This is a genomic window from Herbiconiux moechotypicola, from assembly GCF_024979255.1.
GTDB classification, from domain to species: Bacteria; Actinomycetota; Actinomycetes; order Actinomycetales; family Microbacteriaceae; genus Herbiconiux; species Herbiconiux moechotypicola.
Genome location: NZ_JANLCN010000003.1, coordinates 153,996 through 172,537, shown reverse-complemented (window position 1 = coordinate 172,537; position 18,542 = coordinate 153,996). Strand labels below are relative to the sequence as shown.

19 protein-coding genes are annotated in these 18,542 nt (G+C 69.1%); all 19 read left to right on the top strand.

Features of this window, described 5'->3' with window-relative positions; all coding sequences use genetic code 11:
* The first annotated feature begins 10 nt into the window (after window positions 1-10).
* The 19 genes from N1031_RS05920 (at window position 11) to N1031_RS05830 (ending at window position 18,512) form a co-directional block, all read left to right on the top strand.
* Window positions 11-1,537, top strand: coding sequence for an ABC transporter ATP-binding protein (locus N1031_RS05920; RefSeq protein ID WP_259478681.1), 1,527 nt, complete (start codon window positions 11-13; stop codon window positions 1,535-1,537).
* Window positions 1,534-2,757, top strand: a complete 1,224-nt coding sequence (locus tag N1031_RS05915) for an ABC transporter permease (RefSeq protein WP_259478680.1) — start codon at window positions 1,534-1,536, stop codon at window positions 2,755-2,757. The genes N1031_RS05920 and N1031_RS05915 overlap by 4 nt, the downstream gene beginning before the upstream one ends.
* Window positions 2,754-4,061 (top strand): ABC transporter permease, encoded by a 1,308-nt coding sequence (locus N1031_RS05910; RefSeq protein ID WP_259478679.1) that lies wholly within the window; start codon window positions 2,754-2,756, stop codon window positions 4,059-4,061. The genes N1031_RS05915 and N1031_RS05910 overlap by 4 nt, the downstream gene beginning before the upstream one ends.
* A gap of 1 nt (window position 4,062) precedes the next feature.
* On the top strand, window positions 4,063-4,767 hold the full coding sequence (locus N1031_RS05905; protein WP_259478678.1) for a purine-nucleoside phosphorylase: 705 nt from the start codon (window positions 4,063-4,065) through the stop codon (window positions 4,765-4,767).
* A gap of 60 nt (window positions 4,768-4,827) precedes the next feature.
* Window positions 4,828-5,313 (top strand): DUF3830 family protein, encoded by a 486-nt coding sequence (locus N1031_RS05900; protein ID WP_259478677.1) that lies wholly within the window; start codon window positions 4,828-4,830, stop codon window positions 5,311-5,313.
* Window positions 5,314-5,317: 4 nt separating this feature from the next.
* Window positions 5,318-6,130, top strand: a complete 813-nt coding sequence (locus N1031_RS05895) for an enoyl-CoA hydratase/isomerase family protein (protein ID WP_259478676.1) — start codon at window positions 5,318-5,320, stop codon at window positions 6,128-6,130.
* Window positions 6,127-7,119, top strand: a complete 993-nt coding sequence (locus N1031_RS05890; RefSeq protein ID WP_259478675.1) for a thiamine pyrophosphate-dependent enzyme — start codon at window positions 6,127-6,129, stop codon at window positions 7,117-7,119. The genes N1031_RS05895 and N1031_RS05890 overlap by 4 nt, the downstream gene beginning before the upstream one ends.
* Window positions 7,116-8,099 (top strand): alpha-ketoacid dehydrogenase subunit beta, encoded by a 984-nt coding sequence (locus N1031_RS05885; protein ID WP_259478674.1) that lies wholly within the window; start codon window positions 7,116-7,118, stop codon window positions 8,097-8,099. The genes N1031_RS05890 and N1031_RS05885 overlap by 4 nt, the downstream gene beginning before the upstream one ends.
* On the top strand, window positions 8,096-9,301 hold the full coding sequence (locus N1031_RS05880) for a dihydrolipoamide acetyltransferase family protein (RefSeq protein WP_259478673.1): 1,206 nt from the start codon (window positions 8,096-8,098) through the stop codon (window positions 9,299-9,301). Before N1031_RS05885 ends, N1031_RS05880 begins: the two co-directional genes overlap by 4 nt.
* Before the next feature lie 14 nt (window positions 9,302-9,315).
* Window positions 9,316-10,455 carry an FAD-dependent oxidoreductase gene (locus N1031_RS05875; RefSeq protein ID WP_259478672.1) on the top strand — a complete coding sequence of 380 codons (1,140 nt, stop codon included), beginning with the start codon at window positions 9,316-9,318 and terminating at the stop codon, window positions 10,453-10,455.
* A complete protein-coding gene (locus N1031_RS05870) occupies window positions 10,452-11,462 on the top strand; it encodes an acrylyl-CoA reductase family protein (protein WP_259478671.1) in 1,011 nt (336 codons plus the stop codon). Before N1031_RS05875 ends, N1031_RS05870 begins: the two co-directional genes overlap by 4 nt.
* On the top strand, window positions 11,459-12,436 hold the full coding sequence (locus N1031_RS05865; protein WP_259478670.1) for a nucleoside hydrolase: 978 nt from the start codon (window positions 11,459-11,461) through the stop codon (window positions 12,434-12,436). Before N1031_RS05870 ends, N1031_RS05865 begins: the two co-directional genes overlap by 4 nt.
* A gap of 164 nt (window positions 12,437-12,600) precedes the next feature.
* On the top strand, window positions 12,601-13,371 hold the full coding sequence (locus tag N1031_RS05860) for an ABC transporter permease (RefSeq protein WP_259478669.1): 771 nt from the start codon (window positions 12,601-12,603) through the stop codon (window positions 13,369-13,371).
* On the top strand, window positions 13,338-14,189 hold the full coding sequence (locus tag N1031_RS05855; protein WP_259478668.1) for an ABC transporter permease: 852 nt from the start codon (window positions 13,338-13,340) through the stop codon (window positions 14,187-14,189). The genes N1031_RS05860 and N1031_RS05855 overlap by 34 nt, the downstream gene beginning before the upstream one ends.
* Before the next feature lie 42 nt (window positions 14,190-14,231).
* Window positions 14,232-15,299 carry an ABC transporter substrate-binding protein gene (locus tag N1031_RS05850; protein WP_259478667.1) on the top strand — a complete coding sequence of 356 codons (1,068 nt, stop codon included), beginning with the start codon at window positions 14,232-14,234 and terminating at the stop codon, window positions 15,297-15,299.
* Complete coding sequence (locus N1031_RS05845; RefSeq protein WP_259478666.1) at window positions 15,296-16,060, top strand: ABC transporter ATP-binding protein; 765 nt, start codon at window positions 15,296-15,298, stop codon at window positions 16,058-16,060. Before N1031_RS05850 ends, N1031_RS05845 begins: the two co-directional genes overlap by 4 nt.
* 32 nt (window positions 16,061-16,092) lie before the next feature.
* Complete coding sequence (locus N1031_RS05840) at window positions 16,093-16,932, top strand: aldo/keto reductase (protein ID WP_259478665.1); 840 nt, start codon at window positions 16,093-16,095, stop codon at window positions 16,930-16,932.
* A 23-nt stretch (window positions 16,933-16,955) separates the two neighbouring features.
* Window positions 16,956-17,909, top strand: a complete 954-nt coding sequence (locus N1031_RS05835; RefSeq protein ID WP_259478664.1) for an Lrp/AsnC family transcriptional regulator — start codon at window positions 16,956-16,958, stop codon at window positions 17,907-17,909.
* Between the two features lie 123 nt (window positions 17,910-18,032).
* On the top strand, window positions 18,033-18,512 hold the full coding sequence (locus tag N1031_RS05830; RefSeq protein WP_259478663.1) for a nuclear transport factor 2 family protein: 480 nt from the start codon (window positions 18,033-18,035) through the stop codon (window positions 18,510-18,512).
* Window positions 18,513-18,542: the final 30 nt, after the last annotated feature.

Genomic DNA, 18,542 nt, shown 5'->3' with positions numbered 1-18,542 from the left:
CCACCGCCTCATGAGAATCCTGCTGGACGAGGTCACCAAGACGTTCGGGGACGTGGTCGCGAACGACCACATCTCGCTCACGATCAACCCGGGCGAGATCCACTGCATCCTCGGCGAGAACGGGGCCGGTAAGTCGACCCTGATGAACATCATCTACGGGCTCCATCAGCCCGATGCCGGCCGCATCCTCGTCGACGACGAGCCGGTGGTGTTCGAGAGCCCGCGGGCGGCGATGGAGCGCGGGATCGGCATGGTGCACCAGCACTTCATGCTCATCCCGGTCTTCACCGTCGCCGAGAACGTCATGCTCGGCGACGAGCCGAAGACCTCGGCCCGGCTCCTGGACTACGCCGCCGCACGCCGGCACGTGGTCGCGGTGTCGGAACGGTTCGGATTCCAGCTGGATCCCGACGCGCTCGTCTCCGAGCTGCCCGTCGGGGTCCAGCAGCGGGTGGAGATCGTCAAGGCGCTCGCCCGCGACGCGCAGGTTCTGATCTTCGACGAGCCGACCGCCGTGCTCACCCCTCAGGAGACCGATGAGCTCATCGCGATCCTGCGGCAGTTGAGTGCGGAGGGGAAGGCGATCGTGTTCATCTCCCACAAGCTCAGGGAGGTGCGGGCGATCGCCGATCGGATCTCGGTCATCCGCCACGGTCGTGTGGTGGGTGAGGCGCCCCTCGGCAGCACCGAGTCGGAGTTGGCGGCCATGATGGTCGGCCGCTCGGTCTCCCTCACGATCACGAAGTCGCCGCCTCGTAGGGACTGGCGATCGAGCACGGTCGTCTCGGGCCTCACGGTCGTCGGCAGCGACGGTGCGGTCGCGGTCGACGACATCTCGATCGCCTTCCGCGGCGGCGAGATCACGGCGATCGCCGGTGTGGAGGGCAACGGGCAGACCGAGTTCGTCGAAGCCCTGGTGGGCCTGCGGCCCGTGTCGAGCGGATCCGTGACCGTCGACGGCGCCGAAGTCGCGGGCAAGGCGGTCAAGGACATCCTCGCTGCGGGGGTGGGGTTCGTCCCCGAGGATCGCAAGGCGAACGGCATCATCGGTTCGTTCACGATCGAGCACAATCTCGTTCTCGACCGCCTGAGCGGCGGGCCGTTCACCTCGGGGATCGCGATGCACCGCGCGGCGATCCGGGAGAACGGCGAGGCCGCGATCGCCGAGTTCGACATCCGCGCACCGGGCCCGACGGCTCTTGCCGGAACACTCTCGGGCGGGAACCAGCAGAAGATCGTGCTCGCGCGCGAGCTCGCCCGCCCGCTCGCCCTGTTCATCGCCTCGCAGCCCACCCGTGGACTCGACGTGGGCTCGATCGAGTTCGTGCACGCCCGGATCGTGGCCGAACGGGATGCGGGGGCCGCGGTGGTCATCGTGTCGACCGAGCTCGACGAGGTCTACAACCTCGCCGACCGCATCGTCGTGATGTACCGGGGGGAAATCGTCGGCGTGGTGCCGCCGGAGACTCCGCGCGACGTGATCGGGCTCATGATGGCGGGCATCCCCGCCGCCGAAGCCGTAGGGAGTGCCCGATGACGACCAGAACGACCGCAGGGCGGCTCGGACGCTGGGCGGACGCGCTGTTGCGGGCCTTCACCGATCGTTCGGTGGTGGTGACAGTGCTCGCCGTGGTGCTCGCGATGGCCCTCGGAACGGTGCTCATGGTGCTCACCGACGCCGACGCGATGGCGTCACTGGCGTACGTCTTCGGACGGCCCGGCGACTTCTTCGCCGCGGCGGGCCAGACCATCGGCAGCGCGTACGCGGCGATGTTCACCGGCGCCGTCGTCGACCCCACCGCGCCGGATGCCGCCGGGTTCTTCCGCCCCCTCACCGAGACGCTGGCCTGGGCGACACCCCTGGCGATCGCGGGCCTCGGACTCAGCATCTCGTTCCGGGCGGGCCTGTTCAACGTCGGTGCCCAGGGTCAGATCATCATGGCCGCCGTCGCGAGTTCGATGGTGGGCTTCATGCTCCATCTGCCACCCGGGATCCACCTCGTGCTCACCCTGCTCGCCGGCGTCGCCGCGGGAGCGATCTGGGGTGGCATCGTGGGCCTGCTGAAGGCCAAGACCGGTGCCCACGAGGTCATCCTCACCATCATGTTCAACCAGATCGCCTACCTGGTGCTCGCCTACCTGCTCACGCTGCCCGCGTTCCAACGGCCGGGCACGAACGCGCCGATGTCGCCGGCCCTCGACGCCAGTGCATCGCTCGGCCCTCTCTTCGGTGCTGGCACGCGCACGACCGCCGGCATCGTCGTGGCCATCGGGATGACGGTGCTGGTGTGGTGGACCTTCCAGCGATCGACGATCGGCTTCCAGCTGGCCGCCGTGGGATCGAACCCCTTCGCCGCCCGCACAGCCGGCATGCGGCCCGCTGTGGTGTGGACGATGGGCATGGCGCTCTCCGGGGCAGTGATCGGGCTCGCCGGCTCGATCCACCTCGCCGGCGACGAGCACTTCCTCAAACTGGGCATCGCCGGATCGATCGGGAGCGACGCCATCATGGTGGCGCTGCTCGGCCGATCGCACCCGGTGGGCGTGCTGGTGGGGGCTCTCTTCTTCGGCGCCCTCCGCGCCGGCGGAGTGAACATGCAGGCCTACACCGGGCTCTCGATCGACATCGTGCTCGTGATCCAGGCGCTGATCGTGCTGTTCCTCTGCGCGCCCGCCCTGATCACCAAGATCTTCGGTCTCCGCCGCAGTGAACGGCGCGCGATCACGCCCCTGCAGAAGGTGGAGCTGAGCCGATGACCGACGGAATCGACATCGTCCGTGACCACGCGAGGTCGGCGCTGCGCGCCTCCGTGTCCGCGGCCGGGCGCGCGAAGGCGTGGATCGCGGTCTCGGTTCTCGTCGTGCTGGTCGCGCTGCTGGTCGCCCTGACCACGTCCCAGCGGCCGCAGGCGGTCACCGTGTTCACGCTCGCCGGTGGCACCGAGGCGTGGCAGCTGCCTCCCATGCAGGTGCCCACGCTCGCGGCCGGCTGGGTCATGACGGTGCTGTTCGCGGCGAGCGCCGCCTGGACCTGCGTTCGAGTCCTCCGGCACAGGCCGGTCGGCCGCCTCCCTCTCGCCGCGGTGATCGCGTCGGGTGTGGTCGCCTTCCTCGTCGCCGCCGGCGCCGGGCAGACGATCCCCGTGGTGGGCCTGCTCTCGGGCACCCTGCTGCTCTCTGTGCCGCTGGTGTTCGGCGGCCTGTCGGGACTGCTGGCCGAGAAGTCGGGCGTGATCAACATCGCGATCGAGGGGCAGCTGCTTGCGGGCGCGTTCTCGGCGGCGGTGGCGACCAGTCTCACCGGCAACGTCTTCGTCGGCCTCGCCGCCGCCGCAGCCGCGGGTGTGCTCACCGGGGTGATCCTGGCATCGTTCTCGATCGACTACCTCGTCAACCAGATCGTGGTGGGTGTGGTGATCAACGTGCTCATCTCCGGCGTCACCACCTTCGTCTACAACCAGGTGCTCGTGCCCGACGGCGCGGTGTGGAACACCCCGGAGCGGCTGCCGGATCTGTCGATCCCCGTGCTGTCGGACATCCCGGTGATCGGCCCGGTGCTCTTCGACCAGTCGCTGATCGTCTATGCCATGTACCTCGCCGTCGCCGTGATCGCGGTGGCGCTCACACGCACGAGCTGGGGCCTGCGCGTGCGCGCCGTGGGGGAGCATCCGCTGGCGGCCGACACGATGGGCATCAACGTGACCCGTGTGCGCTGGCGCAACGTGCTGCTGTCGGGTCTGCTCGCCGGATTCGGTGGGGCCTTCTTCACCATCGGGTCGGTGGGCGCGTTCACGCAGGACATGACGGCGGGGCAGGGCTACATAGCACTCGCCGCCCTCATCTTCGGGCGGTGGAAGCCCCTCGGCGTGCTCTCCGCCGCACTGTTGTTCGCCTTCGCGAACAGCATCCAGCAGACGCTGAGCACGCTCGGCCTCACAGCCGTGCCGCAGCAGCTGCTGCTCACCATCCCCTACGTCGTCACGGTGATCGCCGTCTGCGGCTTCGCGGGGAAGGTCACCCCGCCGGCCGCGGTCGGCGACTCCTACGGAAAAGGAATCTGACATGCCCACAGCCCACATCTCCGCCGAACCGGGCGACTTCGCCCCCGACGTGCTCCTGCCCGGCGACCCGCGGCGCGCGCAGCTGATCGCGGAGACCTACCTCACCGGCGCGCGGCTCGTCACCGATGTGCGGGGCATCCTCGGATACACCGGCACCGTGGACGGCCGCCCGCTGTCGGTGATCGCCTCGGGGATGGGCATACCCTCGCTCTCGATCTATGTGACCGAGCTCGTTCGTGAGTACGGAGTGCGCCGGGTGGTGCGGGTGGGGACCGTCGGCGGGATCCCGGCCGAGGTCGCGGTCGGAGACGTGGTGATCGCCTCGTCGGCGCACACCGACTCGGGTCTGCGCTCGCTCGAGGAGCACGGGATCGCTCTCAGCCACGCACCGTCGCCCCAGCTGCTCGCCCGCGCCATGAGCGCCGCCTCCGTCGTCGACGGGCAGGTGCACGTGGGCCCGGTCTTCTCCACCGACTTCTTCTACTCGCCTCGCACGGGGTTCATCGAGTACCTCAGGGGTCTGGGCACCCTCGCCGTGGAGATGGAGGCCGCCGGCCTCTACGCCATCGGACTGCGCGAGAGGGTGCAGACCCTCACGATCGGCACGGTCGCCGACCACACCCTGGGCGGCCCGTCGATGAGCGCGACCGAGCGCGAGCGCGCGGTCGGCACCATGGTGGAGCTCGCCCTGGCGACCCTGGCGTGACCGCCCGCGCCGCACACACAGACACGACACCGACATAGACACAGACACGAAAGGACGCTCATGACCAAGGACCTCAGGCTCACCATCCCGGCGATCGGCGCCGACTTCACGGTACGGATGCACTGGGACGAGGCACCCGTCACCTGTCAGACGGTGTGGGACTTCCTCGAAGAGCCGCTCACCGGGCCGACGAACCACTCGGTGTTCTCGGGCTACGAGTTCTATCTCTACTGCCCCGCCGTCGACCTCGCCCTGGAGAACCACACCGTGCATCCCAAGCCCGGTCAGTTCATCTACTACTACCTCCAGCCCGGCCGGAACGCGGGCAACATCGCCCACAAGGTGAACCTGGAGGGCAACCCGAAAGAAGCCGCCGAGATCGCGATCTGGTACGGAGAGGGGGAGCTGCGACGCATGACGGAGCTCGACGTGCGCGGCAACCTCTTCGCGTCGATCGACGAACGGCACGAGGAGCTCTTCGCCACCTGCTACCGCACCCTCGGCGAGGGGCGCCAGATCGCCACCATCAGCCGCTTCGAGCAGTGACTCCATGAGCGATCATGATCTGCTGTACGACGTCGACGATCTCGTCGCGACCATCACGATCAACCGGCCGGCGAAGCTGAACGCTCTCCGCCAGCAGACGTTCCGGGAACTGACGGCGGCCATCGACCGGGCCGAGCGCGACGAGACCGTGAAGGTGATCGTGCTCACCGGGAGCGGCACGAAGGCCTTCTGCACCGGGATCGACCTCGAGGCCGACGGGCTGCCCGCCGACTCGATCGAGTGGGATGCGCACACCCGGGGCAACGCCGACGCCATCTCGAGGCTGTGGTACGCGGCGAAGCCGGTCATCACCGCGGTGAACGGGTTCGCACTCGCCGGCGGCTGCAACGTGGCCCTGGCCTCCGACCTCACGATCGCGGCGGCCAGCGCCTCCTTCGGGGAACCGGAGATCCGGCACGGTGCGCTCTCGCCGTTACTCCTGCTGCCCTGGCTCACGAGCTTCAAGGGCTTCAACGAGCTCTACCTCACCGGAGACCGCATCTCCGCCGCGCGGGCCAAGGAGCTCGGGCTCGTGAACTGGGTGGTCGACGACGCGGATCTGGCGAGCGAGGCCGCCCGGATCGCTCGCCGCATCGCGAACGCCCCCGGCTATGCGCTCACCCTCGCGAAACGGGCCGTGCGCCTCACCATGGACATCCAGGGATTCCACTCGGCCCAGTCGGCGCACCGCTGGATCGACACCTACCTGCTCGACTCGCGGGGCGTGACCGAGAAGGACGCGATCATGAAGACCCTCGGCGACCACGGCATGGGCGCGTTCCTCGACGCCCGAGACGCCCCCTACGGCGACCGATGACCCTGGATCCCGCAGAGCGTCGCTCCGCGCTGGAACTCATGAAGCTCTCGCGCGCGGTGGACCGTTACGCCGTGGGGCTGCAACGCCAGGGCGTGTTCGGCACCTTCGGTGAGGCGCGCGGACAGGAGGCCACCCTGGTCGGAGCGGCGATGGCGCTCGATCCCGCCGTCGACTGGATGGTGCCCCAGTACCGTGAGCTCCCGGCCCTCGTCCATCACGGGGTGCCGCTGGAACTCCTTTTCCTCCTGTACCGCTACCTGCCCGCCGGCTTCACCGTGCCGACGGGCGTGAACGCGCTCTGCAACCAGGTGTCGCTCGCTGCACAGCTTCCGCACGCGGTGGGCCTGGCCTGGGGTCTCGCCCTGCAGAAGAAGCCGGGCGTGGTGCTCGCCTTCGTCGGGGACGGCGGGTCGAGCGAGGGCGACTTCTTCGAGGCGTGCAACCTCGCAGGCGTGACCGGCGCCCCCGTGGTCGTCGTGGTGCAGAACAACGGGTGGGCGATCTCGACCCCCACCTCTCGGCAGACGCGGGCATCGCGGATCGCCGACCGCGCATCCGGTTTCGGCATCGCCGGCCGCACCGTCGACGGCAACGACCTCGACGCCGTGCACGAGGCCGTTCTCGACGCGGTCGAGCGCGCACGATCGGGCGGCGGCGCCACCCTCGTCGAGTGCCTCACCTATCGCGCCGGGGCACACAACACCAATGACGACCCGAGCAGGTATCGCGACCCCGACGAGCACGCGGAGCGGGAACGCGACGACCCCATCGAGCGACTGGAGGGTGTGTTGCGCGCGGAGGGCGCCTGGAACGACGAGCGCGAGCGTGAGTACACCGCCTCCGTGCGGGCTCGGCTCGACGCGGCCCTCGACTGGGCCCTGGCACAGCCGGAACCGGGTGCCGACGGGGTGTTCGACCACGTCTACAAGAATCCGCCCGCCCGCCTCGAGCGTCAGCGTCGCGAGCAGCTGAGTGGAGGCCGGGAATGACCACGATGACGATCCTCGAGGCGGTGCGCTCGGCGCTGGCCCACGAGATGCGCCGAGACGAGACCGTGATGGTGCTGGGCGAGGACGTGGGCCGGCTCGGAGGCGTCTTCCGTGCCACCGCCGGGCTGATCGACGAGTTCGGGGGTGACCGGGTGGTCGACATGCCGATCGCCGAGGGCGCGATCGTCGGGGCCGCGTTGGGCCTCGCCCTCTCCGGGCTCCGACCGGTCGCCGAACTCCAGTTCCTGGGGTTCGGAGCGCAGGCGTTCCACCAGATCACCCAGCAGGTGGCTCGCTATCGCTACCGCTCGCAGGGGCGATTCGCGCCCGCGCTCACCATCCGCGCCCCGTTCGGCGGGGGTGTGCGCACACCCGAGATGCATTCGGATGCGCTGGAGGCGCTTTACGCGCACACTCCCGGCCTGAAGGTGGTCGCGCCCGCGACCCCCGGCGACGCGAAGGGGCTGTTGCTCGCCGCCATCCGCGACGACGACCCGGTGATGGTGCTGGAACCCCTCAAGGGATATCGGCTCGTGAAGGGCGAGGTTCCCGACGGGGAGCACCTGGTAGATCTGGGTCACATCCGCCTGGCACGCCAGGGCACCCACGTGACCTTGGTGGCGTGGAGCTCGGCCGTGCAACTCTGCGAGCGAGCGGCCCGAGAACTCGAGGCCGAGGGGATCAGCGCCGCCGTGGTCGACCTGCGCTCGATCGTGCCGCTCGACGTCGAGGGACTCGTCGAGGCGGTCGTCGCCACAGGCCGTTGCGTCGTGGTGCACGAAGCGCCGCTCACGTCGGGGTTCGGTGCCGAGGTGGTGTCGACGGTGCAGGAGGAGGCGTTCTACGACCTCGAGGCGCCGATCGTGCGGGTGACGGCACCCGACACGCCCTACCCGGTCCCTGGTGTCGAGGAGTTCTTCCTCCCCGACGTCGATCGGGTCAAGCGGGCCGTGCGCCGCACCGTCGGAGTCGCCGAGTGAGCGCCGCGGAGTTCCGCCTTCCCGACGTGGGCGAGGGCCTGGCCGAGGCGGCCATCGTGCGCTGGCTCGTGCCCGAAGGCGGTGTGCTCGTGCGGATGGAGCCGATGGTGGAGATCGAGACCGCGAAGTCGACGGTCGAGATCCCCAGTCCGGTCGACGGTGTCCTCGTGAGCCACGGAGCGCCCGAGGGTGACACCGTCGAGGTGGGAACGGTGCTGGCGGTGCTCGAGACGGCGGATGCGCGAGCGGTGGAGGTGGGCGGCGATCGGGTCGCCCGGCCGAGTCGTGACGGTGCGGGCCGGGTTCCTGCTGCCCCCACCGTGCGCCGGCGGGCGGCGCAGCACGGGGCGGACCTCTCGGAGGTGCCCGCGACCGGGCCGGGTGGTCGCGTGCTCGCGGCCGACCTCGAGGCCTTCCTGGCGGGCCGCGGCACGTCGTCGCGCCCGGCCGCGGCACCAGTCGCGATACCGGCCACAGCAGCTGTCGAACCGTCGCCGCCCGGTGCGGGGCATGCGGACCGTGTCGAACCGCTCAGCCGCATGCGACGCGGCATCGCGTCGGCGCTCCACAGGGCGTGGAGCGAGGTTCCGCTCATCACCGACCTGCGCGACGCCGACGCGGAAGGACTCGTGCGGGCGCGACGGTCGTTGCAGGAGGAGCGAGGCGGAGCCCGTGTCTCATACACCGCCTTGTTCGCCGCGGCGGCGCTGTCGGCGCTCCGCGCGCATCCGAGGTTCAACGCCTCTCTCGATCTCGACGCCGGCATGGTGCGCCACCACTCCGCGGTGGGTCTGGGCATCGCGGTGGCGGTTCCCGACGGCCTCACCGTCGCGGTGGTGCACGACGCCGCTTCATTGACGCTGGCGGCTCTCGCGGAGGCGATCGACGACGTCGCCGGCCGGGCGCGAGCGGGCAGGCTCACCGCGGCGGAGACCACCGGAGCCACGTTCACGGTGTCGAACTACGGGCAGTTCGGAGGACGGTACGGCACGCCCCTGGTCGTGCCGCCGCAGGTCGCCATCGCTGGATTCGGGCCGATCGCCGACGCGGTGGTGGCGGTCGACGGGGTGCCGGCCGTGCGCAAGACCGTCGCGCTGTCGATCTCAGCAGACCACAGGCTCATCGACGGCGCCGAGTTGAGTGTGTTCTGCTCCCAGATCGAGCGCCTGATCGCCGATCCCATCCGATTGCTGGCCGGCTGATGGTGGTCGGAGAGATGCCGGAGCCTCGCGATCTCGTCGTGATCGGAGCAGGCCCGGGCGGGGTGGCGGCGGCGACCGCCGCTCGGGCCGCAGGCCGCGAGGTGACGCTCGTGACCGACGGCGTGCTCGGCGGAGCGCTCGCGGAGTGGGCCCCCGCACCGGATCACCGGTTCGGAGAACCGGAGCTGACGGAGCTCGGGATCGACGTGGTGCGCGGTCGGGGCGCCTTCCTGTCGTCGAGTGCGCTGCGGGTGCAGCGCGCTGATCTGCCCAGTCTGATCGTCGAGTTCGACAGCTGTGTGGTCGCTACCGGAACGCACGGGGAGCAGAACACGGCGTACACCGACGCTGAGTGCGACAGGGGAGAGGCAGTCGAGGTCCGGGGCACCGGGATGCCCGCCTTGCACGCGATCGCGCAGCTGCTGAGGGCGGGGTCGACACTGGTGCTCGGCGACGTGACAGCCCTGCTCGTCCGCGAGTTTCCGCGGGCGGCCGAGCGAGCGCTCTGGGACTGGCTGGGTGACCGAGTCCTCGTGCGCGATCGGGATGCCGGGGCCAGGGGGGCGGTCGAGGCCACCAAGTGCATCGACGTGCGCCGCCGGCCCGGCACCACGGGCCTCGGATTAGAACGAGCCGGGGTGACCGTCGACGCCGACGGAGGCGTGGTCGTGGACGAGACGCTGCTCGCCGCCCCGCGGATCGCGGCGATCGGCGACGTCGTGCCGGGTGTCGCCACGCCGCAACGGGCGGTAGCGCAGGCGCGCGCGGCGATCGCGACACTCTCAGGGGAGCGGACCGTATGGAGCGGACCGGTGGCGTGCGCCGCCGCGATCGACGACGGTTCGAGCCGGTTCGAGATCGCGGCGGTCGGCTCGGGCTTCGACGCGTCCGCCGAGCTCGAGGCTGCGCGCCCGACGGACTCGGTGCGTGCGGAGCGAGGGGACTCGGGGTGGATCGAGCTCGTCAACGACCGGCGCACCCGCGTTCTCCTCGGCGCCTGGGCGTCGGGGCGGGACGCGGCCGCCTTCATCGCGGGAATCGCGGTCGCGGTGGAAGCCGGACTGCTCGTCGACGACGTGATCCACACCGCACTGCCCTGGCAGACCGTCGCGCGCTGGCGCGAGCTGCCCACCGATCGGAGAGGACGATCTTGAACACCACGTACACCGCCGTCGAGGCGCGCCGGGAGGAATCGGGCGCCGTGACCTGGCAGCTGACCGAGCGGGCGGCTGGGATGCTCGAGGGCACCGGTGTGCTCGTGCGGGTGACCTGGTCCAGCCTCAACTTCAAGGATGCCCTCGCCCTGACCGGTGGCAAGGTGGTGCGGCGCTATCCGATCGTGCCGGGAATCGATCTCGCCGGCGAGGTGGTCGAGTCGTCGGATCCGGAGTTCCCCGTGGGCGCGCCGGTTCTCGCCCATGGATACACCCTCGGTACGGGGATCGACGGCGGATTCGCCGAATACGCGCGGGTTCCGGCAGAGTTCCTCATGCATCGCGGTGGACTGAGCGATCGCGACGCGATGGCGATCGGCACCGCGGGCTTCACGGCGGCGCTGAGTGTCGAGGCCCTGCTCGAGGCGGGGATCCGCCCTGACGACGGGCCGGTGCTCGTCACCGGAGCGAGCGGGGGCGTGGGCGTCGTCAGCGTCGACCTCCTCGCCGGTCTCGGCTACGAGGTCGTGGCGTCGACGGGCAAAGAAGCGGCGACGGAACTCCTCGCCTCGCTCGGCGCGGCCCGGGTGATCGGGCGGCTGCCCGAGGATCCGGGGGCGGCGATCCGCGCGCTCGGCGCCTCCACCTGGGCCGGTGCCGTCGACTCGGTGGGCGGCCGCACCCTCGCCCACGTGCTCAGCACATCTGCGTACGGCGCCGTGGTCGCCGCGAGTGGGCTCACGGGGGGTGTCGAGGTGCCCACCACCGTCATGCCGTTCATCCTGCGTGGGGTGACCCTGCGGGGCATCGACAGTGTGGAGCTGGGACTGGCGCGGAGACGAGAGCTGTGGGAGCGCCTCGCCGGCGACCTCCGGCCCCGGAACATCGGGGCGTGGTCGCGCGACGCGGAACTGGGCGAGCTCGAGGAGCTCGTGGGCACCCTCCTCGGCGGAACCCACAGCGGGCGCACCGTCATCCGTGTGGGTGAGTGGAGGAGCGGCGCATGAGTCGAGAGATACGGAGCGTCGTCGTGGACACGGATCCGGGGATCGACGACGCGATGGCCCTGCTCTATCTGGCCGGGCGCGACGACGTGGAGCTGCGCGCGGTGACCAGTGTCTATGGCAACACCGATGTCGACTCCGCCCTGCTCAACATCGCCCGGGTGCTCGACCTCGCGGGGCTCGGCGAGACACCGACGGCGCGAGGCGCGAGCGGACCCCTGGAGGGGACGGCCGAGCTCGCGGCGCCGGTGCACGGCATCGACGGACTGGGTGGACTCTGGCCAGAGCCGGCGCGGCCGCTCCGGCTCTCCGAGCTGAGCTCCGCCGAGTTGATCGTGGAGATCGGCCGCGCGGAGCCCCGGCAGCACCACCTCTTCGCGCTCGGCCCGCTCACCAACCTGGGGCTCGCGTTGCAGCTCGACCCGCTCATCCTCACCCGCTATCGATCCGTGATGGTGATGGGAGGATCGGGTCCGTTCGGCCCACCCGGCTCCGAATTGACGGCCGACTCCAACGTGTCGAACGATCCCGTGGCCGCGCGCGCAGTGTTTGCGGCGCCTCGCGTCTCGATGTTGTCGGTGGGTGTCAACGTGACCATCCAGGCGATCCTCGACGAGGGCTTCTGGGCGGATCTGAGGTCCAGCGGGAGCGCGTGGAGCCACTTCAGTGCCACGGTGCTCCAGCAGTACAACGACTTCTACCGGCACACCTGGGGGCGACGCATCTCGCCGGCCCACGACGGCTTCGCCGTGGCCCTCGCGCTCGAGCCGGGGTGGATCCGCGCGGTGGAGCGCGGACCGGTCAACGTGCTGTCCGACGGGTACGGTGCGCGGGCCCGGCTCATGCGGCTGCCCGACGGCTCGCTTCCGGCGTTCGAGATCGAGCCCGTGCCCGACACCGATGTGGTGGTCGAGGGCGATAAGGCGGCCTTCGTGGCCGATCTGATGCGCATCCTCCGTCGCGGGCGCTCTCGCTGACGACATCGCCGTGTTTCGGGCCTGTTACACAGATGACACTCGTGTAAATATGTGTCGCAAGCGAGCATAAAAATAACTATTTGGCGAGCAAAGCCCTAATCAAGATGTAGATTCTGTTGAGCAAATAAATACGAACTTAATTTAGTTGTCGAGAGGAGCTCGTCATGATGGCAGCGGGAACCAGGGATCGGTTCGTCGTCGGCGCGCTCGTGGTCGGCCTGATCGTGGCGTGGGAGGTGGCCAGTCGCGCGGGAGTGATCGATCCCTATGTGATGGCCGAACCCTCGCAGATCGTGGCCGGGCTCTGGGAGGACAGAGACCTCTACCTGTCCAACTCGCTCGCCACCCTCCGCGTCGCGGCGATCGGTTATGTCGTCGGGCAGGCCATCGCGCTCGCGCTCGCCTTCGTGCTGTCGATGTCGTCGGCGCTCGAACTGGTCGTCACGAAGCTCGCGCTCGTCGTCTACTGCCTGCCGACACTCGCCATCGCCCCGATCCTCGGAACCATCGTGGGCCTCGACGGCACGAGGGTGGCCGTGGTCGCCATCGTGGTGTTCTTTCCGACCCTGCTCTCCACCACCTCAGGACTCCGCGCGGTGACGGCCGACCAGCGCTCCCTCGTCAGGTCGCTCGGCGGGGGCAGGGTCATGGTGCTTCGCAAGATCGCGTTCCGCAGCGCTCTCCCGCAGATTTTCGCGGGGCTCAAGCTCGGCGTGCCGGGGGCCGTGCTCGGGGCGATCGCGAGCGAGTGGCTCGGGGCGAGCTCAGGTCTCGGCATCTTCATGGTCAACTCGCTCGCCTATCTGCAGCCCCTCCGCGTCTGGGGCACCTGCGTGGTGCTGGTCGCCGGAACCCTCGTGCTGTATTGGCTGGTGGGCCTGGCCGACCGGAAGGTGAACGGGTGGAGCGAACCGATGGCGGGGTCCACCGCATGATGAGGGCCGGTTTCGCCGGTGCCGCCGTCAGGCGCATCGCCAGCACGCTCGGATTCATGCTCCTGGCGCTCGTGGTCATCACGGTCATCTGGGACCTGTCCGTGCGGGGACTGGGACTCGACTCCTTCGGCACGCCGACGCCGTGGCGGGTGTGGGAATGGTGGGCTCTCGAGCCGGATTCGGCAGAGCACCGCCGCGTGGTCTTCGATGCCCTCGGCGTCACGGTGCGGCACGCGCTGAGCGGCTACGTCGTCGGGTCGATCGTGGGAATCGGCCTCGCCGTGGTGTTCACCAGTGCGCCCCGGATCGAACGCGCGAGCCTGCCGACAGTGCTCTTCATCCAGACGGTGCCCATCCTCGCGATCCTGCCGCTGTTCATCCTGATCTTCGGTCGAGGTGACCTGGTGACCACGGCCATCGTCGCCCTCACCGTGTTCTTCCCGACCCTGGTGTGGGTGTCGCAAGGGTTGCGCTCACCGCATCCGACGACGGTCGACCTGTTCCGGAGTCTGGATGCGACACGCACGACCGTCATGATCCGGCTGCGCTTCCCGAGCGCGGTGGCCGGTCTCTTCGTCGCCGCCCGGCTGGCCGTCCCCGGTGCGCTCTTCGGCGCCTTCGTGGCGGAGTGGCTCGCCACGGGCGACGGGCTCGGTTACCTCGTGGTCACGTCGATGCAGGCCGTGGGGGGTTTCTCCCCCCTGTGGGCGGCCGTGTCGGCGACCACCCTGCTCACCATGATCGCCTACGTCGCCGTCGAGATCGTCGAGGCGATCGCCCTGGCTCGCTACGACCCCGACCAGCTCGCCGCTCACTGACCCTTCCGCCGCCCTGTTCCCCCTCACTCACCCAGGAGAATCATGCGATCGTCCCTCGTCCTCCCCAACCCTGTTCTGTCCCGCCGTTCCCTGCTCGTCGGTGCCGGCGCCTTCGGCATCAGCGGGTTCCTCGCCGCGTGCAGTGCGCCGGGGGCCTCCGGTTCGATGGCCGGCGTGACTGGTGATCCGCTTCCCTACCAGCTCTCCTGGACTATGGACTACGAATTCGCCGGCAGCTACATCGCCGACGCGAAGGGGTACTGGACGGCGCAGGACCTCGGTGTCTCCCTCCTCCCCGGCGGCCCGAACACGAACCCCGAGCAGCTCGTCGCCTCGGGTCAGGCGCTGGTGTCGTCGAGCAAGGTGGTGTCGGCCGCGAACATGCTGGTCTCCGACGGCATCGATCTGCAGATCGTGGGATGCCTGTGGCAGAAGTACGGGTTGACCGTCATCTCGCGTTCGGACAAGCCGGTGCACTCCCCGAAGGATCTCGAAGGGATGACGGTCGGCGTCTTCGCCTCGAATGACAGCGACTGGGCGGCGTTCCTGCAGATCAACGGGGTCGACCGGTCGAAGATCACCGAGGTCCCCGGCAGCTTCGACATCACCCCGCTCGCCGCAGGGCAGGTCGACGCGGTGCAAGGGTACGGCTCGACCCGGGTGTTCCAGCTCGCCACCGACGTGACCCTCGAGACCCTTCAACTCGCGGACTTCGGGTACAACCCCATCTCGGCCGCCTATGCGGTGACCAAGTCCACCCTCGACGACGAGGTGAAACGAGCACAACTGGTGTCGTTCCTCCGGGGCGAGATCCAGGGGTGGCAGGACATCGCGTTCGGCGAGCAGTTCGACGAAGCCATCGATCTCACCGTGAACCGGTACGGAAAGGATCTCGGCCTCAACCCGGAGGAGCAGATGGCGGCGCTCGTGGGCCAGATGGACTTCGTGGTGACAGAGGAGAGCACGGCCAACGGTCTCTGCACGATGTCGGACGACCTCATCGCCGGCACGCAGGACGTGCTCGACACCCTCGGGATCGACGCCGATGTCGACTCGATCGTCACCCGCGAGATCCTCGACGAGATCTACGCGGGGAAGACCCGGGTATGACCGCCACGGGGATCGATCTCCAGAAGCTCCGCAAGACGTTCACCGTGGGGCGCTCGACGATCACGGCGCTGGACGACGTCGACCTCACGGTGCCTCGCGGCTCGCTGATCTCGCTGGTCGGGCCGTCGGGATGCGGGAAGTCGACCATCCTGCGCATCCTCGGTGGCCTCGAGAGGGCCAGCTCCGGAGTCGCACTGGTCCACGGTGAGGATCCCGACGCGGCCCGCCGCAACCGCCACATCTCGATCGCCTTCCAAGACCCGTCCCTGCTGCCGTGGAGATCGGTGCGGGGGAACATCGAGCTGGCGCTGGAGATCGTCGGCCGTCCGATCCGGAAGACCGAGGTCGACGACGTCATCGCGCTCGTCGGGCTCACGGACTTCGAGAAGGCCAGGCCCGCCCAGCTCTCCGGCGGCATGAAACAGCGGGTCGCCATCGCCAGGTCGTTGATCACCGAGCCGAACGTGCTGCTGATGGACGAACCGTTCGGCGCGCTCGACGACCTCACCAGGCGACGACTGAACCTGGAACTGATGCGCATCTGGAGCGAGCGCGACATCACGACCCTGCTCGTGACCCACTCGATCGACGAGGCGGTGCTGCTGTCCGACGTCGTGGCCGTCATGACGGCCCGGCCCGGCAGGGTGCACTCCGTGATTCCGATCGAGCTCGAACGGCCCCGTACCGTGGCCGTGATGCGCGACCCCGTCTTCCGCTCCTACGAAGACCGGATCAGCGCGATCCTCTTCGGCGACGACTGACACCTGTGAATGAACAACGATTGGCTGGAACCATGACGAGCACCACCCCCACCCTGCTGCTGAACAACGGCGTCGAGATCCCCCAGGAGGGATTCGGTGTCTTCCGGGTGGATCCCCACGAGACGGCACGGGTCGTCCGCGACGCGATCGAGGTCGGATACCGGCACATCGACACCGCGTCGATCTACGGCAACGAGCAGGGCGTCGGTCAGGCGATCGCCGAGGTGATCACCTCGGGTGTGGCCGCGCGCGACGAGCTGTTCATCACCACCAAGCTCTGGAACAGCGATCAGGCCGATGTCGAGGCGGCCTTCGCGGCCAGCCTGGAACGACTCGGGCTGGACTACGTCGACCTCTACCTCATCCACTGGCCGGCGCCCGCGCTCGGCAACTTCGAGGTCGCATGGAAGGGGCTCGAGGCGATCGCGGCGTCGGGCCGTGCCAGGGCGATCGGGGTGTCGAACTTCCTGGTGCCCCACCTGGAGGCGCTGATGGGCGAGACGAGCATCGTGCCCGCGGTCAATCAGATCGAGTTGCATGTCGACTTCCAGCAGGCGGAGCTACGGGCGTTCCACGCCCGGCACGGGATCGCCACCGAAGCCTGGGGGCCCCTGGGGCAAGGTGCGATCAACGCCTCTCCCGAGCTCGCCGCCATCGCCCGAGCCCACGGTGCGACGGTGCCCCAGGCCATCCTCAAGTGGCATCTCCAGGTGGGGAACATCGTCATTCCCAAGTCGAACAATCGCGAGCGGATGCGCGAGAACCTCGACCTCGGCGGGTTCGAGCTCGGCCGCAGCGAGCTCGAGACGATCGCCGCGCTCGACCGCGCAGAGGCGGGGCGGATCGGTGCGCACCCCCACGAGGTCAACTGATCCCGTGCACCTATATTGAAGGCGTGACAGATTCGAGAGCGCCTGGAGCGACGGAGTCCGGCCGCGATGACGAGCTCGACGAGTTCGACCTCGCGATCGTAGCGGTGCTCCGCGACGACCCCCGCGCGGCGGTGAGCACCATCGCGACCCGGGTCGGGGCCACCCGGGTCGCAGTCCAGCAACGGATCGCGTTGCTCGTCGGGAGCGGGAGACTCCGGGTCTTCGGCCTGGTCGACCCCGCCTCCCTCGGGCGCCCCGTGCTGGTGAAGGCCACCGTGGTGGTCGAGCACTCGCTCCACTCGATCGTCACGGCGCTCGCCGGATTCGGCAACGTGCACTGGATCGTGACCCTGCGTTCGGTCGGGCAGTTCGTCATCACGCTGAGTGCGGCGAATCCGACCGAGGCTGCCCTTTTCGTGGAGCAGAACATCCAGCAGCGGCCGGGGGTCGTGCGCGCCGACGTCGAGATGATCACGGCGGTCTTCCTCCCCGAGACGATGGGCCGGCGGTCGGAACCCTGGCTGGGGGTGAACTCGCCCACCACGTTCAGCGAGACGGACCGCGCGATCATCGACGCGTTCCGCGACGACGGGCGGGTGTCGTTCACCCGTCTCGCCGCGATCACCGGACTCACGACCCCCGCCGCACGACAGCGCGCGCTGCGCCTGCTCGAGTCGAAGACCATACGGCTGCAGGTGCACGTGCTGCCCTCTGCACTCGGTCTGGTGTCTCGGGCCGAGGCCTACCTGCGGGTGACGGGCGAGACGACGCGTCTGGCCGAGGCGATCGCGGCGCTGCCCGGCGTGTACTACGTGAGCCGTGTGCTCGGGCGATCCGAGATCCACGCGGAGTTCTGCGCGCGTTCCGACGCAGAGCTCCTCGACTCCGTGCGGCAGCTCCACGCCTTCCCCGCGATCAGCTCCTGGGAGCTCCACTCCTTCGACACCGTCGTGCACGAGAGCCCAGCGTGGGCATAACGCTCGACAAAAAAGTTGGAGCAGGCATCTTCCAGTTAATTTTTGGGCGATATCTACCCGCTAGAGTCGATAAAGATGAAAGCACATCGTGTGCGAGTAACGTTGATTGCTCTAGGAGATTCCATGGATGAAACGCGTGCTGCCGAACTCGAGCAGCGTCTCGCGATGCTCGAAGACGAGTCAGCCCTCACTCGGCTCCTCGATGAGTACGTCGGTCACTGGGACCACAAGCGGTGGGGTGGCATGGCGGCGTTGCTGACGGAGGACGCGGAGTTGCGTTCGGCCTGGAGCACGATTCGGGGGAGGGAGTCGATCCTGAGTGAGGTCGGCGAGACCCTCGATGCTGTTCCCGTGCTCTATCACCTGCTCACCAACCTCACGGTGAGGGTCGACGGGGATGAGGCGGAGGGCACGTCGAGCCTCCTCGAAGTGCACCTGGGTCGTGCAGGCGACCCGCGCTCGGTCGACTCGATGTTCGGGGGCCGCTATCTGTGGCGATTCGTTCGATCGGAAGGCCTCTGGCGGATCGCCGTCATCGACTACGAGCTCGTGTGGTCGAGTGGCCCCAACACCCTCGGCGTGTTCAGCCCCACCGCGAGCTGACCCGCACGGGTGGTGGGGCGCCCGCGACGA

Excerpts from the sequence above, each read along its gene's own strand:
- N1031_RS05920 (WP_259478681.1), top strand. The coding sequence starts at position 11 with ATGAGAATCCTGCTGGACGAGGTCACCAAGACGTTCGGGGACGTGGTC.
- N1031_RS05915 (WP_259478680.1), top strand. The coding sequence starts at position 1,534 with ATGACGACCAGAACGACCGCAGGGCGGCTCGGACGCTGGGCGGACGCG.
- N1031_RS05910 (WP_259478679.1), top strand. The coding sequence starts at position 2,754 with ATGACCGACGGAATCGACATCGTCCGTGACCACGCGAGGTCGGCGCTG.
- N1031_RS05905 (WP_259478678.1), top strand. The coding sequence starts at position 4,063 with ATGCCCACAGCCCACATCTCCGCCGAACCGGGCGACTTCGCCCCCGAC.
- N1031_RS05900 (WP_259478677.1), top strand. The coding sequence starts at position 4,828 with ATGACCAAGGACCTCAGGCTCACCATCCCGGCGATCGGCGCCGACTTC.
- N1031_RS05895 (WP_259478676.1), top strand. The coding sequence starts at position 5,318 with ATGAGCGATCATGATCTGCTGTACGACGTCGACGATCTCGTCGCGACC.
- N1031_RS05890 (WP_259478675.1), top strand. The coding sequence starts at position 6,127 with ATGACCCTGGATCCCGCAGAGCGTCGCTCCGCGCTGGAACTCATGAAG.
- N1031_RS05885 (WP_259478674.1), top strand. The coding sequence starts at position 7,116 with ATGACCACGATGACGATCCTCGAGGCGGTGCGCTCGGCGCTGGCCCAC.
- N1031_RS05875 (WP_259478672.1), top strand. The coding sequence starts at position 9,316 with ATGCCGGAGCCTCGCGATCTCGTCGTGATCGGAGCAGGCCCGGGCGGG.
- N1031_RS05865 (WP_259478670.1), top strand. The coding sequence starts at position 11,459 with ATGAGTCGAGAGATACGGAGCGTCGTCGTGGACACGGATCCGGGGATC.
- N1031_RS05860 (WP_259478669.1), top strand. The coding sequence starts at position 12,601 with ATGATGGCAGCGGGAACCAGGGATCGGTTCGTCGTCGGCGCGCTCGTG.
- N1031_RS05850 (WP_259478667.1), top strand. The coding sequence starts at position 14,232 with ATGCGATCGTCCCTCGTCCTCCCCAACCCTGTTCTGTCCCGCCGTTCC.
- N1031_RS05845 (WP_259478666.1), top strand. The coding sequence starts at position 15,296 with ATGACCGCCACGGGGATCGATCTCCAGAAGCTCCGCAAGACGTTCACC.
- N1031_RS05840 (WP_259478665.1), top strand. The coding sequence starts at position 16,093 with ATGACGAGCACCACCCCCACCCTGCTGCTGAACAACGGCGTCGAGATC.
- N1031_RS05830 (WP_259478663.1), top strand. The coding sequence starts at position 18,033 with ATGGATGAAACGCGTGCTGCCGAACTCGAGCAGCGTCTCGCGATGCTC.